This window comes from Streptomyces sp. NRRL B-1140, from assembly GCF_001280065.1.
GTDB lineage: Bacteria > Actinomycetota > Actinomycetes > Streptomycetales > Streptomycetaceae > Streptomyces.
Genome location: NZ_LGEA01000102.1, coordinates 19,648 through 33,787, shown reverse-complemented (window position 1 = coordinate 33,787; position 14,140 = coordinate 19,648). Strand labels below are relative to the sequence as shown.

Here is a 14,140-nt window from a genome sequence, read left to right as displayed (position 1 = left end):
CGGCATGCCCGCTCAGATCCCGAGCTGCTTCGACTCGTTGAGTTTCGCGATCGCGTTCTCGTCGCCGTCCAGGCCGACCTTGGCCGCGCTCTGCCGGCCGTAGGCGAACAGCACCAGCTCGGACGGCTCGCCGGTCACCGTGACCACCGGGGTGCCACGGTGGGCGACCGCCGTCTGGCCGTCGGGGCGCCGCAGGACCAGGCCCGTCGGGACGCCGCGGCCCATCAGACGGGCCGTGCGCTCCAGGCGGGACCACAGGGCGTCCTGGAAGACCGGGTCGAGATCGCGCGGCGACCAGTCGGGCTGGGCGCGGCGGACGTCCTCGGTGTGGACGTAGAACTCGATGATGTTCGACGCCTCGTCGACCGGCTTGAGGGAGAAGGGGGAGAACCGCGGGGGGCCCGTACGGAGCAGCTGGATCAGCTCCTCGTACGGCTTGCCGGTGTACTCCGCCATCACCTTGTCCAGACGCGGCGCGAGCTGCTTGATCAGCATCCCGCCGGCGGCGTCCGGGCGGCGCTCGCGCACCACCACGTGCGCCGCGAGGTCCCGGGTCCGCCAGCCCTCGCACAGGGTGGGCGCGTCCGGGCCCGCGGTCTCCAACAGGTCGGCGAGGAGAAGTCGTTCACGCTTGGCATGGGTCGACATGGGGCCCAGCCTACGACCGGCCCCCCGGTCCGCCCAGTGGACACTCCACCGGGAACGTCAGTGGCGCGCGGCACAATGGTCACCATGACCAGCACGCCCAGCCCCCTCGACCCGGAGATCGCCGCGCGCCTCAAGCGCAGCCCCGACGGCCTCCTGCCCGCCATCGCCCAGCAGTACGACACCAACGAGGTGCTGATGCTCGGCTGGATGGACGACGAGGCGCTGCACCGTACCCTCACCACCGGCCGGTGCACGTACTGGTCGCGCAGCCGCGGGGAGTACTGGGTCAAGGGCGACACCTCCGGCCACTTCCAGTGGGTGAAGTCCGTCGCCCTGGACTGCGACGCCGACACCGTGCTCGTCAGGGTCGACCAGGTCGGCGCCGCCTGCCACACCGGGGCCCGCACCTGTTTCGACGAGGACGTGCTCCTCGAGGACGGCGGCTCCGACCGCGCCGCCCGGGATCAGTAAGGTCAGCGGCCATGGACCTCGAGACGTTCCGCAAGCTCGCCACCGACCGGCGGGTCATCCCCGTCACCCGCAAGCTCCTCGCCGACGGCGACACCCCGGTCGCGCTCTACCGCAAGCTCGCCGCCGAGCGGCCCGGCACCTTCCTGCTGGAGTCCGCGGAGAACGGCCGCTCGTGGTCCCGGTACTCCTTCGTCGGCGTACGGTCCGCCGCCACGCTGACCGCACGCGACGGGCAGGCGCACTGGCTCGGCGCCCCGCCCGTCGGCGTGCCCACGGGCGGCGACCCCCTCGCCGCCCTGCGCGCCACCATCGACACCCTGCACACGCCCCACCAGGAGGGCATGCCGCCCTTCACCGGCGGCATGGTCGGCTACCTCGGCTACGACATCGTCCGCCGCCTGGAGAAGATCGGCCCCGGCGAGCGCGACGACCTGAAGCTGCCCGAGCTGACCATGCTCCTCACCAGCGACCTGGCCGTCATGGACCACTGGGAGGGCTCGGTCCTGTTGATCGCCAACGCGATCAACCACAACGACCTGGAGACGGGCGTCGACGAGGCCTACGCCGACGCCGTCGCCCGCCTCGACGCGATGCAGGCCGACCTCTCCCGCCCGGTCGCCCAGCCCCCGGCCGTCCTCCCGCCCTCCGAGCTCCCCGAGTACACCGCGCTGTGGGGCGGACCCGACTTCCAGGTGGCCGTCGAGGACATCAAGGAGCGCATCCGGGCCGGTGAGGCCTTCCAGGTGGTCCCCTCCCAGCGTTTCGAGACGCCGTGCACCGCGAGCGCGCTGGACGTCTACCGGGTCCTGCGGGCCACCAACCCGTCCCCGTACATGTACCTGTTCCGCTTCGACGGCTTCGACGTCGTCGGCTCGTCCCCGGAAGCCCTGGTCAAGGTCGAGGACGGCCGCGCCATGGTGCACCCCATCGCCGGCACCCGCTGGCGCGGCGCCACCCCCCAGGAGGACCAGGCCCTCGCCGACGAGCTGCTCGCCGACCCCAAGGAACGCGCCGAGCACCTCATGCTCGTCGACCTGGGCCGCAACGACCTGGGGCGGGTCTGCGAGCCCGGCTCGGTCGAGGTCGTCGACTTCATGTCCGTCGAGCGGTACTCGCACGTCATGCACATCGTCTCGACCGTGACCGGCCGCGTCGCCCCGGGCCGCACCGCCTTCGACGTCCTCACCGCCTGCTTCCCGGCCGGCACCCTCTCCGGCGCCCCGAAACCCCGCGCCATGCAGATCATCGACGAACTCGAACCCTCCCGCCGCGGCCTCTACGGCGGCTGCGTCGGCTACCTCGACTTCGCCGGCGACTCCGACACGGCCATCGCCATCCGCACGGCCCTCCTGCGCGACGGGACCGCCTACGTCCAGGCCGGCGCGGGTATCGTCGCCGACTCCGACCCGGTCGCCGAGGACACCGAGTGCCGCAACAAGGCGGCCGCGGTCCTGCGCGCCGTCCACACGGCGAACCGGCTCGGAAAGGCATGAGATGACCCCCGGGTGACGGTTCGCCCGGGCTTCAGGCGATAGTGGGGTACGTGACTGCTGTACCGCACCCCCGTTCCGAAGCCCCCGGATCCGCCCGGGCCGGCCGCCTGAGCCTCGCCGTGGCGCTGCTGAGCGGCGCGCTCGGCGCCGCCGTGGCGCTGCTCGCCACCCGGCAGGAGTGGTCGCAGGGCACCGCGACGGTGGCCGGCGGCGCCTTCCCCCTCACCGCCAAGGGCAGCGACGTCACGGGTGTTCCCGCGGCGCTCGCCATAGTGGGCCTCGCCGCGCTCGTCGCCGTGTTCGCCGTCCGCCGCGCCGGCCGCCTGATCGTCGCCGCGCTGCTGGCGCTCTCCGGCGTCGGCATCGTCGCCGCGGCCCTGCTCGGCGCCTCCGACAGCGCCGCGCTCGACGAGCAGGCCGCGCAGGCCTCCGGCGACACCTCGGCCTCCGTCGACGCCCTCAGCCACACGGCCTGGCCCTACGTCGCGGTCGTCGGCGGCGCCCTGATCCTGCTGGCCGGGCTGCTCGCCCTGCGCTACGGCCGGCTGTGGCCCGGCATGTCCGGCCGCTACGAGCGCTCCGGCACGCCCCAGCCGCGCCGCAAGGCCCCCGCCGTCGACCCCGACCGCCCCGAGGACCTGTGGAAGGCGCTCGACCGCGGCGAGGACCCGACCGGCGCCTGAGCCCGCACGGGCGACCGGGAGCGGCAGGGGGAGCACCCCCGCTCACCCCGCACGCGCGCGTGCGGGACAATGGGCCCGAGCGTCCTGCTCAGATACGCACACAGCAACGAGGAGCAAGCAATGGCGGGCAGCAGCCACGGTCACACCCCGGCCGCCTGGACCGGTGTCACGATCGCGTTCATCGGTTTCTGCGTCTCGGGCGCGTTCATGGTGCTGGACCAGCCGGTGGGCTTCTGGGCGGGCATGGTGGTCGTGCTGCTCGGCGGTGTCGTCGGCGGCATCATGCGGATGATGGGCCTCGGCCAGCCCAAGGACCTGCACCAGCCGCACCGGATGACGGGCGACCGCGAGCCGGCGCGCGCCGAGGGCTGACCCCCGCGGAACACCTGGTCGCACGAGGGGCGACCGGCACTCGGGTGCCGGGACCGCCCCTCACGCGCGTCCGGGGCACAATGCCTGGCGTGAACGCCGAGAGCCGAAGGGTGACGCCGAGCGTCCCGAGCCGTCTGGCCATTCCCGCAGGAGTGCTCGCGGCCGTCGCCGCCGCGTTCGCCTACGTGGGCGCCGTGGACCCCAACGAGCCCGGCCACTACCCCGTCTGCCCGCTGCTGCGCCACACCGGCCTCTACTGCCCCGGCTGCGGCGGACTGCGCAGCGCGCACGCCTTCGTCCACGGGGACGTCCTCACCGCGCTGCACGCCAACGCGCTCGCGACCCTCGGCTATCTGGGCTTCGCCGTGCTGTGGACCGTATGGGTGGTCCACGCGGTCCGCGGGCGCCCCCTGCGGATCGACCCCCGCCCGGGGCTGGTGTGGAGCCTCGGGGCGTTGCTGCTGGTCTTCTCCGTCGTCCGGAACCTGCCCTTCGGCGGCTGGCTCCACCCCTGATCAGCGGACGGAGGTCCAGGTACTGGGACCGGCGTCAACCGGATGCGAGGCCTGCGCCCCGCTGCGGATACCATCGCAGTGACCGTCGGTTGTCCGGTCGGTCGCTGGAACTGTCAAGAGTCTGGAAGGGGGCCGCTCGCGTGAGTGTGCTCGACGAGATCATCGACGGAGTCCGTGCCGACCTCGCGGAGCGGCAGGCGCGCGTCAGCCTCGACGAGCTCAAGGAGCGCGCGGCGAAGGCTCCCGCGGCCAAGGACGGCGTGGCCGCACTGCGCGGTGACGGTGTCAAGGTCATCTGCGAGGTCAAGCGCTCCAGCCCGTCCAAGGGCGCGCTGGCCGCGATCGCCGACCCGGCCGGTCTCGCCGCCGACTACGAGGCGGGCGGCGCGGCCGTCATCTCCGTCCTCACCGAGGAGCGCCGCTTCGGCGGCTCGCTCGCCGACCTGGAGGCGGTCCGCGCCCGGGTGGACATCCCGGTCCTGCGCAAGGACTTCATCGTCACGTCGTACCAGCTGTGGGAGGCCCGCGCCTACGGCGCCGACGTCGTGCTGCTGATCGTCGCCGCCCTCGACCAGCCCGCCCTGGAGTCCCTCATCGAGCGCGCCGAGTCCATCGGGCTCACGCCGCTCGTCGAGGTGCACGACGAGGACGAGGTGGAGCGCGCGGTCGACGCGGGCGCCCGCGTGATCGGCGTCAACGCGCGCAACCTCAAGACCCTCGAGGTCGACCGCGGCACCTTCGAGCGGGTGGCACCGGAGATCCCCGGCCACATCGTCAAGATCGCCGAGTCCGGTGTCCGCGGCCCGCACGACCTCATCGCCTACGCCAACGCCGGCGCCGACGCGGTGCTGGTCGGCGAGTCCCTGGTCACCGGCAAGGACCCCAGGACGGCCGTCTCGGACCTCGTCGCGGCCGGCGAGCACCCCGCACTCCGGCACGGCCGGAGCTGATCACCGCTAAACTTGCCCCGATGACTCCCACCCTGACGACCGTGGACCGGTACGCCCGCCTCGCGCGCGGCTGCCGCCCCCGCGGCTGCCGCGCGCCCGCCCGCCGGGTCCACGGCCGCCGCGTCCGGTACGTCATCGGTGACGAACCCGGGCAGGTCAACGGCATGCGATGGCAGCAGCGCCCCGCAAGGGGCGCGGGGCTCTGTTCGATGTGCGGCTACCGCCGCGTGGGCGCGACCAGCCCCCACGGGCCCGCGGCCACCTGACCATCCCCGCCCCCACGGCGATCAGTGCATTCCACACACACTCACCGTGAGGTATTCGCATGCCCAGCCAGTTCTTCATCCCCGACCCCGAGGGTCAAACCCCCAATGTCGATGGCTACTTCGGGGCCTTCGGCGGCAAGTTCATCCCCGAGGCCCTCGTCGCCGCCGTCGACGAGGTGGCCGTGGAGTACGACAAGGCCAAGCACGACCCGGAGTTCGCCAGGGAACTCGACGACCTCCTGGTCAACTACACCGGCCGCCCCTCGGCGCTCACCGAGGTCCCCCGATTCGCCGCGGAAGCGGGGGGCGCACGGATCTTCCTGAAGCGGGAAGACCTCAACCACACCGGCTCCCACAAGATCAACAACGTCCTCGGCCAGGCCCTGCTCACCCGGCGCATGGGCAAGACCCGGGTCATCGCCGAGACCGGCGCCGGACAGCACGGCGTGGCCACGGCCACCGCCTGTGCGCTCTTCGGCCTCGAGTGCACCATCTACATGGGCGAGATCGACACGCAGCGCCAGGCCCTCAACGTGGCCCGCATGCGCATGCTCGGCGCCGAGGTCATCGCCGTGAAGTCCGGCAGCCGCACGCTGAAGGACGCCATCAACGAGGCCTTCCGCGACTGGGTCGCCAACGTCGACCACACCCACTACCTCTTCGGCACCGTCGCCGGACCGCACCCCTTCCCCGCGATGGTCCGCGACTTCCACCGGGTCATCGGTGTCGAGGCCCGCCGCCAGCTCCTGGAGCGTGCCGGGCGCCTGCCCGACGCGGCCGTCGCCTGTGTCGGCGGCGGCTCCAACGCCATCGGTCTCTTCCACGCCTTCATCCCCGACGAGGGCGTCCGCCTCATCGGCTGCGAGCCGGCCGGGCACGGCGTCGAGACCGGCGAGCACGCCGCGACCCTCACCGCGGGCGAGCCCGGCATCCTGCACGGCTCCCGCTCCTACGTCCTCCAGGACGACGAGGGCCAGATCACCGAGCCCTACTCGATCTCCGCGGGCCTGGACTACCCGGGCATCGGCCCGGAGCACTCCTACCTGAAGGACTCCGGCCGCGGCGAGTACCGCGCGGTCACCGACGACGCCGCCATGCAGGCCCTGCGCCTGCTGTCGCGCACCGAGGGCATCATCCCGGCCATCGAGTCCGCCCACGCCCTCGCCGGAGCCCTGGAGGTCGGCAAGGAGCTGGGCAAGGACGGGCTGATCGTCGTCAACCTGTCCGGCCGCGGTGACAAGGACATGGACACCGCCGCGCGCTACTTCGGCCTGTACGACACCGACGCCGAGGTCGCCGCCGACACCGACACCGACACCGCCGAGATCGAGGGGGACGCCAAGTGAGCGGCAACATCCAGCTGTTGACGGACACCCTCGCCACGGCGAAGTCCGAAGGGCGTTCGGCGCTCATCGCCTACCTCCCGGCCGGGTTCCCGACCGTGGACGGCGGCATCGAGGCGATCAAGGCCGTCATCGACGGCGGCGCCGACGTCGTGGAGGTGGGCCTGCCGCACAGCGACCCCGTCCTCGACGGCCCGGTCATCCAGACCGCCGACGACATCGCCCTGCGCGGCGGCGTGAAGATCGCCGACGTGCTGCGCACGGTCCGCGAGGCCCATACCGCCACGGGCAAGCCGATCCTCGTCATGACGTACTGGAACCCCATCGACCGCTACGGCGTCGAACGGTTCACCGCCGAGCTCGCCGAGGCGGGCGGCGCCGGGTGCATCCTGCCCGACCTGCCCGTGCAGGAATCGGCGCTGTGGCGGGAACACGCCGAGAAGCACGGTCTCGCCACCGTCTTCGTCGTCGCGCCCAGCAGCAAGGACGAGCGGCTCGCGCAGATCACCGCGGCGGGCAGCGGCTTCGTCTACGCCGCCTCCCTGATGGGCGTCACCGGCACCCGCGCCACCGTCAGCTCGCAGGCCCAGGGCCTGGTGGAACGCACCCGGGCCACGCGCGCCGACCTGCCCGTCTGCGTCGGGCTCGGCGTCTCCGACGCCACCCAGGCCGCCGAGGTCGCCGGTTTCGCCGACGGCGTGATCGTCGGCTCGGCCTTCGTCAAGGCGATGCTGGACGCCCCGGACGACGCCGCCGGTCTGGACGCCGTGCGCGCGCTCGCCGGTGACCTCGCCCGGGGCGTGCGCCGGCAGGCGTAAGAAACCGGGAAGTCATACAGGTCCCTCGTACGGGTGGACCTGGGGCCGGGGAGGCGCGGTGCGCCTCCCCGGTTCGTTTCCGGGGTGTGAGCGAGAAGAACCGTGAGGGAAAGCGCACCGCCCGGGAGAAGCTGGCGGTCGAGCGCGAGAAGCAGAAGTCCGCGGACAAGCGCCGGCGCGCGCTGATCGTCGGCGGCGCCGTCGTCGCCGTCCTGGGACTCGCGGCGGTGATCGGCGTCGTCGCGGCCAACGCCGGCAAGGACGACGGCAGCGAGGCCTCGGGGCCGGTCGTGGTGCCCTCCGGAGCACGGGGCAAGGACAGCCTCGCCCTCCCGGTCGGCAAGGACAGTGCCAAGTCCACGCTCACGGTGTGGGAGGACTTCCGCTGCCCCGCGTGCAAGTCCTTCGAGACGGCGTACCGGCCGGTGATCCACGAACTGACCGACGCCGGCGACCTGAAGGTCGAGTACCACCTGGTGACCCTGATCGACGGCAACATGCGCGGCACGGGCTCCCGCAACGCCGCCAACGCGGCGGCCTGCGCCCAGGACGCCGGGAAGTTCCCCGCCTACCACGACGTCCTCTTCGACCACCAGCCCTCGGAGGTCGACGACGCCTACGCGGACAACGCCCGGCTGATCGAGCTGGCCGGCAAGGTCGACGGACTGGACACCCCCGCCTTCCGCACCTGTGTCGAGAAGGGCACGCACAACGGCTGGGTCACCAAGTCCCACCAGGCGTTCGACAAGGGCGGCTTCTCGGGCACGCCGACCGTGCTGTTCGACGGCGAGAACATCTACCAGGACCGGACGATGACCCCCGCCAAGCTGAAGCAGATGGTGCGGGAGGCGAACAAGGGGTAAGGGCGTAAGGGCCATTCTCACGCCCCTGTTATGGACCCGTAGCCGGGCTGCCTGCCGCGGGCCCGGTGCGGCACGGTAGCGTCGACCTTGCCATGGAACTTGCCTTCATTCCCAGCCCGTCGCGCGGGGTGCTGTACCTCGGCCCCATTCCGCTGCGCGGCTACGCGTTCTGCATCATCATCGGCGTCTTCGTCGCGGTCTGGCTCGGCAACAAGCGCTGGATCGCCCGGGGCGGGCGGGCCGGCACGGTGGCCGACATCGCTGTCTGGGCCGTGCCGTTCGGCCTGGTCGGCGGCCGGCTCTACCACGTGATCACGGACTACGAGCTGTACTTCAGCGAGGGCCGTGACTGGGTGGACGCCTTCAAGATCTGGGAGGGCGGCCTCGGCATCTGGGGCGCGATCGCGCTGGGTGCGCTGGGCGCGTGGATCGGCTGCCGCCGCCGCGGCATCCCGATGCCGGCCTACGCCGACGCCGTCGCGCCGGGCATCGCCTTCGCCCAGGCGATCGGCCGCTGGGGCAACTGGTTCAACCAGGAGCTGTACGGCAAGCCCACCGATCTGCCCTGGGCCCTGGAGATCACCTCCTCGTCGGACGGGCGGGTGCCGGGCACCTACCACCCGACGTTCCTGTACGAGTCGCTGTGGTGCATCGGTGTGGCGCTCCTGGTCATCTGGGCCGACCGCCGCTTCCGGCTCGGACACGGCCGGGCGTTCGCGCTGTACGTCGCCGCGTACTGCGCGGGGCGTGGCTGGATCGAGTACATGCGCGTCGACGACGCCCACCACATCCTGGGCGTCCGGCTGAACGTGTGGACCGCGATCCTCGTGTTCCTGCTCGCGGTGACGTACCTGGTGGTGTCGTCGAAGAAGCGGCCCGGACGGGAGGACGTCGTCGAGCCGGGTGCGGATGCCTCCGGCGGTGAGACCGACGGTGCCGAGCCGGCCGATGCCACGGGCAAGGCCGACCGGGCCGAGGACGCCGGGGAGGACGACCAGCCCGCGGACGACGCCGAGACGGACGGTGCCAGGAACGAGGCCGGGTCGGGGAAGAAGACCTGACGGTCCAGCCGCATGTGACGCGCCGAGGGCGCCCGGGACTCTCCCCGGGCGCCCTTCGGCACGTCAGGGCTCGGTACGTGAGAGGCGGTGGGTGTGGGAAGGGTGTGTCCCGCCGTGGCCGTCGGTTCGTCAGCGGTGACGGGTCAGGGCCAGGGTGCGCCGGGCCGCCGTGACCATCGCCGCGTCGATGAAGCGGCCGTCCGGCAGGGCCTGGGCGCCCTGCTCGGCGGCGGCCGCCTCGAGGACCGTTTCCGCCTGCTCGATCTCCTCCGCGCCGGGCAGATAGGCCCGCTCGATCACCGGCAGCTGGCGGGGGTGGATCGCGGCCCGGCCCAGAAAGCCCAGGGCGCGGCCGTGCGCGCAGGAGGCGGCCAGTCCCTCCTGGTCGTGGATGTCCGGGTGGACCGACTGGGCCGGTGGCGGCAGGCCCGCGGCGCGGGCGGCCACCACCACCCGGGAGCGGGACCAGTCCAGGCCCGTGCCGTCGCGCACGCCGAGGTCGGCGCAGAGGTCGGCCTCCCCGAGCGAGATGCCCCGCAGACGGGGGTGGGCGGTCGCGACGGCGTAGGCCCGCTCCACACCGAGGGCCGTCTCCAGGAGCGCGTACAGGTCGGTCCGTGCCGTGCGGCGGGCCACACGGACGATCTCGGCGGCCGAGGTCACCTTGGGCAGCCGCAGCCCGGACAAACCCGGCGCTCCCACGAGGGCGGCGATGTCCTGCTCGCCCCGGCCGCCCAGCGGGTTGACGCGTACGTGGACCGGCACCGGGGGCCCTTCCGTGAGCAGCTCCGCGGTGGCGGCGCGGGCGTAGGCCTTGCGGTCCGGGGGGACCGCGTCCTCCAGGTCGACGACCACGACGTCGGCGCCGCTGGTGAGGGCCTTCGCCACCACGTGCGGGCGGTCGCCCGGGACGTAGAGCCAGGTGAGCGGGTACGCCGTCACAGGGCGCCCTCCGCGCGCAGCGCGGCGAGGTCGCCCGGGGTCAGGCCCAGCTCGGTGAGGACCTCCTCGGTGTCGGCGCCGTGCGGGCGGCCGGCCCAGCGGATCACGCCGGGTGTGGCGGAGAGGCGGAACAGGACGTTCTGCATGCGCAGCGGGCCCAGTTCGGGGTCGTCGACGGTGGTGATGGTCTCCAGGGCCTGGTACTGCGGGTCCGCCATCACGTCCCGGACGTCCTGGACCGGGGCCACCGCCGCCTCGGCCTTCTCGAACGCGGCCAGGACGTCGGTGCGGGTGCGCGCGGCGATCCAGGTGCCGACCGCCTCGTCCAGGACGTCGGCGTGCAGGGCGCGCTCGGCGCCCGTGGCGAACCAGGGTTCGTCGATCAGTTCCGGGCGGCCGACCAGGTGCATCACGCGTTCCGCGACCGACTGGGCCGAGGTGGAGACGGCGACCCAGGTGCCGTCCGCGGTGCGGTAGACCCCGCGCGGGGCGTTGTTGGGGGAGCGGTTGCCGGTGCGGGGCTGGACGTGCCCGAGCTGGTCGTACCAGAGGGGCTGGGGGCCGAGCGCGGCCAGGATCGGCTCGATCAGGGCCGTGTCGACGACCTGGCCCTCGCCGGTGCGCTCGCGGGCGGCGAGCGCGGTCATCACGGCGTACGCCGTCGTCAGGCCCGCGATGGAGTCGGCCAGGCCGAACGGCGGGAGGGTCGGGGGCGCGTCCGGTTCGCCGGTGATCGCGGCGAAGCCGCTCATCGCCTCGGCGAGGGTGCCGAAGCCGGGGCGATGAGCGTAGGGGCCGAACTGTCCGAAGCCGGTGACCCGGGCGAGGACCAGGCGGGGGTTGGCCGCCGACAGCTCCGGCCAGCCCAGGTCCCACTTCTCCAGAGTGCCGGGGCGGAAGTTCTCGATGATCACGTCGGTGCGGGCGGCCAGGCGCAGGAGGATGGCACGGCCGCCGGGCTTCGACAGGTCGAGCGTCATGGTCCGCTTGTTGCGGCCCAGCATCTTCCACCACAGGCCCACGCCGTCCTTGGAGGGGCCGTGGCCGCGGGAGGGGTCCGGCCTGCCCGGGTGCTCGATCTTGACGACCTCGGCGCCGAAGTCGCCGAGCAGGGTGGCGGCCATCGGGCCGGCGAAGAGCGTGGCGAGGTCGAGGACGCGCAGGCCGGTGAGGGGCCCGGTGGTGGAGGCGGTCATGGGCGTCGGGTCTCCCGGTACGTGAGGTGGGCGAGGGTGTCGAAGCCGATGCCGTTGAAGTCGCCGATGGACGTGGCCAGCCGGTTCTTCAGGGGTGCGGTCCATCGGTCGGGGAGCGCCGCGGGGTGCCCGGCCAGCAGTCCGGTGATGCTGCCCGCCGTCGCGCCGTTGGAGTCGGTGTCCCAGCCGCCGCTCACCGCGCGGCAGACGGAGCCGGTGAAGTCGCCGTTCGCGTGGGTGAGGGCGGCGGCGATCAGCGCGGTGTTGGGGACGGCGTGCACCCAGTGGTGGGTGGCGGCGTGGGTGGCGTGGAGTGCGTCGACGACGGTGTCGAAGTCCTCGTGCTCGTGCGCGAGCCGGACGGCTTCGGTGACGGCCCGGGCGAGACGGGAGCGTGGCGGGACGACGGTGAGGCCGGTGCGGAGACAGGTGTGGACGTCGTGGTCGCCGGTCGCGGCCGTTGCGATGACGGCCGCCGTGAACATCGCCGCGTAGACGCCGTTGGCGGTGTGCGTGAGAGTGGCGTCCCGGTGGGCCTGCCCGGCCGCCGCGGCCGGGTCGCCGGGATTGGTCCAGCCGTGGACGTCGGCGCGGATCAGGGCGCCGATCCATTCGCGGAACGGGTTGCGGTGGCGGGCGGTGTGCGGGGGCTCCAGGCCGGTCAGGAGGTTGCGGTAGGCGACGCGTTCGGCGGTGAACGTACGGCCGGCGGGGAGTTCGTCGAGCCAGGTCCGGGCCACGTCCGCGGTGGTGAAGGCCGTGCCGTACCGCTGGAGCAGGACGAGGTTGAGCACCGGGTAGTCGAGGTCGTCGTCCTCGGGCATGCCGTCGATGTTCTCGGCGAGGGAGGTGGCTGCCGAGCGGCGGTTCCAGGGATGCCGTTCCAGGAGTTCCGCCGGGACGCCCCGGGCGGTGAAGTAGGTGGTGAGGGGCCAGTTGCCGGTGGAGCGGGCGAGCCGGCGGATGGCGTCGAGGGGGAGCTTCTCGACCGGCTTGCCCAGGAGGCAGCCGGCGGCGCGGCCGAGCCAGGCGGCTTCCAGGTGTTCCGGGGTGGTGGCCGGGATGCCCAGGGGTTCGGGCCAGTCGGGGCACGCCGCCTTGATCCTCTCCAGGTCTGTCGGCTCGTCGTCGGTCAGGCGGCTGGGGAGGTCCGCCAGTTCGTCCAGGAGGTCCGCGGCCAGCCGGCGCAGGTAGCGGGACACGGGCGTGGGGGACGCGCCCCCGGCGGCCGGGGCGTCCGGGCCGCCCGCCGCTCGCCAGCGGGCCGCGACCGCCCTCGGCTCGCGTCCGTCCAGGGCCGCCTGGCGCAGTTCGTGGCCGATCAGGTCCTCCGGCTGGACCCAGGTCAGTCGGAGCATGCCAGGCCTCCGAGGGATGCGAAGGCCTGCTCGTGGGCACGGCGGCGGGACAGGTCCCTGGTGAAGATCTCGCGGGTCACGGCCGTGAGGGTGGCCGCCGGTTCCCAGAGGTCCAGCCGGCTCGCCTCCGCGACCGTCTTGGCCCAGTCCTCCGGGACCGGGGAGCCCAGGGCGCCCGCCAGGGCGCCGGCCATCGTGGCGATGGAGTCGCAGTCGCGGCCGTAGTTGACCGCGCCGAGGACCGCGTGGCGGTGGTCGCCGCGTGCCACGACCAGCATGCCCAGCGCGATGGGCAGTTCCTCGATCGCGTGCAGCCGGGAAGGGCGGCGGGCGCCGAGCGAAGGGGCACGGTAGTCGGGGCCCACCGTGTCGTAGGGGGCCACCGCCGCACGCAACGGCCCCAGTGCCGACTCGAAGTCCGTGTGCCGGGAGGCCTCCTCGCAGACCCGCTCGATCGCGGCCCGGGTGCCGTCCTTCGCGAGGGCGAGACAGGCCGAGACGACCGAGTCCGGTGTCGCGCCGGGCGTGCACGCCGCCGCCACGCCCGCGGCCAGGACGCCCGCTGCCTCACGGCCGTACGACGACTGGTGCGCGCCGGCGATGTCGAGGGCCTCGGCGTACGCAGCCCGCGGGTCGGCGGCGTTGACCAGCCCGACCGGGGCCGTGTACATCGCCGCCCCGCAGTTGACGATGTTGCCGGTGCCGGCCTCGCGAGGGTCGGCGTGGCCGTAGTGGATCCTCGTCACCAGCCACTTCTCGGCCAGGAAGATCCGCTGGAGGGGGAGTGCCTCGGTCTCCAGTTCCGGGATCCAGCGGGGCTCGGTCATCAGGTCCGGGACCAGGTGGTCGGCGATCGCGTAGGCGTCGAGGTGGTCGCGGACCCGGGCGTAGACGCGGACCAGGGCATGGGTCATCAACGTGTCGTCGGTCACGTGCCCGTCGCCCTTGTGGTACGGAGCGAGGGGGCGGGCCGTGCGCCAGGCGTCGCCGTGCCAGGGGCCGACGATGCCGTGGACGCGGCCGCCGTGGCGTTCGAGGATCTGCTCGGGCGAGTAGCCCTCGACGGGACCGCCGAGAGCGTCACCGACCGCCGCCCCGACCAGGGCGCCGGTGATCCGCTCGTCCAGCGAGGCGTTTTGTTGGCTTTTGGGCTGCATGGCC

16 protein-coding genes are annotated in these 14,140 nt (G+C 73.1%); 11 read left to right on the top strand and 5 right to left on the bottom strand.

From position 1 onward, the window contains the following. Positions 1-12 precede the first annotated feature (12 nt). Complete coding sequence (locus ADK65_RS20940; protein ID WP_053671863.1) at positions 13-648, bottom strand: TIGR03085 family metal-binding protein; 636 nt, start codon at positions 646-648, stop codon at positions 13-15. An 84-nt stretch (positions 649-732) separates the two neighbouring features. On the opposite strand from ADK65_RS20940, the gene hisI reads away from it, so the two are divergent. From hisI to lgt, 11 genes are all read left to right on the top strand, one after another. Further along, on the top strand, positions 733-1,119 hold the full coding sequence (gene hisI, locus ADK65_RS20935) for a phosphoribosyl-AMP cyclohydrolase (protein ID WP_053672254.1): 387 nt from the start codon (positions 733-735) through the stop codon (positions 1,117-1,119). Positions 1,120-1,130: 11 nt separating this feature from the next. Next, positions 1,131-2,612 (top strand): anthranilate synthase component I, encoded by a 1,482-nt coding sequence (locus tag ADK65_RS20930; protein ID WP_053671862.1) that lies wholly within the window; start codon positions 1,131-1,133, stop codon positions 2,610-2,612. 41 nt (positions 2,613-2,653) lie between these two features. Next, positions 2,654-3,295, top strand: a complete 642-nt coding sequence (locus ADK65_RS20925; RefSeq protein ID WP_053671861.1) for a TIGR02234 family membrane protein — start codon at positions 2,654-2,656, stop codon at positions 3,293-3,295. A 120-nt stretch (positions 3,296-3,415) separates the two neighbouring features. Then, the gene (locus ADK65_RS20920; protein WP_053671860.1) at positions 3,416-3,667 is read left to right on the top strand and encodes an HGxxPAAW family protein; all 252 of its coding nucleotides are present in this window, start codon (positions 3,416-3,418) and stop codon (positions 3,665-3,667) included. An 80-nt stretch (positions 3,668-3,747) separates the two neighbouring features. Further along, the gene (locus ADK65_RS20915) at positions 3,748-4,182 is read left to right on the top strand and encodes a DUF2752 domain-containing protein (protein WP_053671859.1); all 435 of its coding nucleotides are present in this window, start codon (positions 3,748-3,750) and stop codon (positions 4,180-4,182) included. A 140-nt stretch (positions 4,183-4,322) separates the two neighbouring features. Further along, the gene (trpC, locus tag ADK65_RS20910) at positions 4,323-5,132 is read left to right on the top strand and encodes an indole-3-glycerol phosphate synthase TrpC (RefSeq protein ID WP_053671858.1); all 810 of its coding nucleotides are present in this window, start codon (positions 4,323-4,325) and stop codon (positions 5,130-5,132) included. Between the two features lie 20 nt (positions 5,133-5,152). Next, positions 5,153-5,398, top strand: a complete 246-nt coding sequence (trpM, locus tag ADK65_RS20905) for a tryptophan biosynthesis modulator TrpM (protein ID WP_053671857.1) — start codon at positions 5,153-5,155, stop codon at positions 5,396-5,398. Positions 5,399-5,457: 59 nt separating this feature from the next. Beyond that, positions 5,458-6,744, top strand: a complete 1,287-nt coding sequence (trpB, locus tag ADK65_RS20900) for a tryptophan synthase subunit beta (RefSeq protein ID WP_053671856.1) — start codon at positions 5,458-5,460, stop codon at positions 6,742-6,744. Then, on the top strand, positions 6,741-7,559 hold the full coding sequence (gene trpA / locus ADK65_RS20895) for a tryptophan synthase subunit alpha (protein ID WP_053671855.1): 819 nt from the start codon (positions 6,741-6,743) through the stop codon (positions 7,557-7,559). The genes trpB and trpA overlap by 4 nt, the downstream gene beginning before the upstream one ends. Positions 7,560-7,645: 86 nt before the next feature. After that, the gene (locus tag ADK65_RS20890; RefSeq protein WP_053671854.1) at positions 7,646-8,422 is read left to right on the top strand and encodes a DsbA family protein; all 777 of its coding nucleotides are present in this window, start codon (positions 7,646-7,648) and stop codon (positions 8,420-8,422) included. A 92-nt stretch (positions 8,423-8,514) separates the two neighbouring features. Then, a complete protein-coding gene (gene lgt, locus ADK65_RS20885; protein ID WP_053671853.1) occupies positions 8,515-9,483 on the top strand; it encodes a prolipoprotein diacylglyceryl transferase in 969 nt (322 codons plus the stop codon). A gap of 129 nt (positions 9,484-9,612) precedes the next feature. On the opposite strand, the gene ADK65_RS20880 is transcribed toward lgt, so the two are convergent. From ADK65_RS20880 to ADK65_RS20865, 4 genes are read right to left on the bottom strand one after another with little or no spacing between them, the layout of a single operon-like run. Continuing rightward, positions 9,613-10,425, bottom strand: coding sequence for an HpcH/HpaI aldolase/citrate lyase family protein (locus ADK65_RS20880; RefSeq protein WP_053671852.1), 813 nt, complete (start codon positions 10,423-10,425; stop codon positions 9,613-9,615). Beyond that, a complete protein-coding gene (locus tag ADK65_RS20875) occupies positions 10,422-11,621 on the bottom strand; it encodes a CaiB/BaiF CoA transferase family protein (protein ID WP_053671851.1) in 1,200 nt (399 codons plus the stop codon). The genes ADK65_RS20880 and ADK65_RS20875 overlap by 4 nt, the downstream gene beginning before the upstream one ends. Beyond that, entirely contained in the window at positions 11,618-12,979 is a 1,362-nt protein-coding gene (locus ADK65_RS20870) for an ADP-ribosylglycohydrolase family protein (protein WP_053671850.1), read from the bottom strand. The genes ADK65_RS20875 and ADK65_RS20870 overlap by 4 nt, the downstream gene beginning before the upstream one ends. Continuing rightward, positions 12,967-14,136 (bottom strand): ADP-ribosylglycohydrolase family protein, encoded by a 1,170-nt coding sequence (locus tag ADK65_RS20865; protein WP_053671849.1) that lies wholly within the window; start codon positions 14,134-14,136, stop codon positions 12,967-12,969. The genes ADK65_RS20870 and ADK65_RS20865 overlap by 13 nt, the downstream gene beginning before the upstream one ends. Positions 14,137-14,140 lie beyond the last annotated feature (4 nt).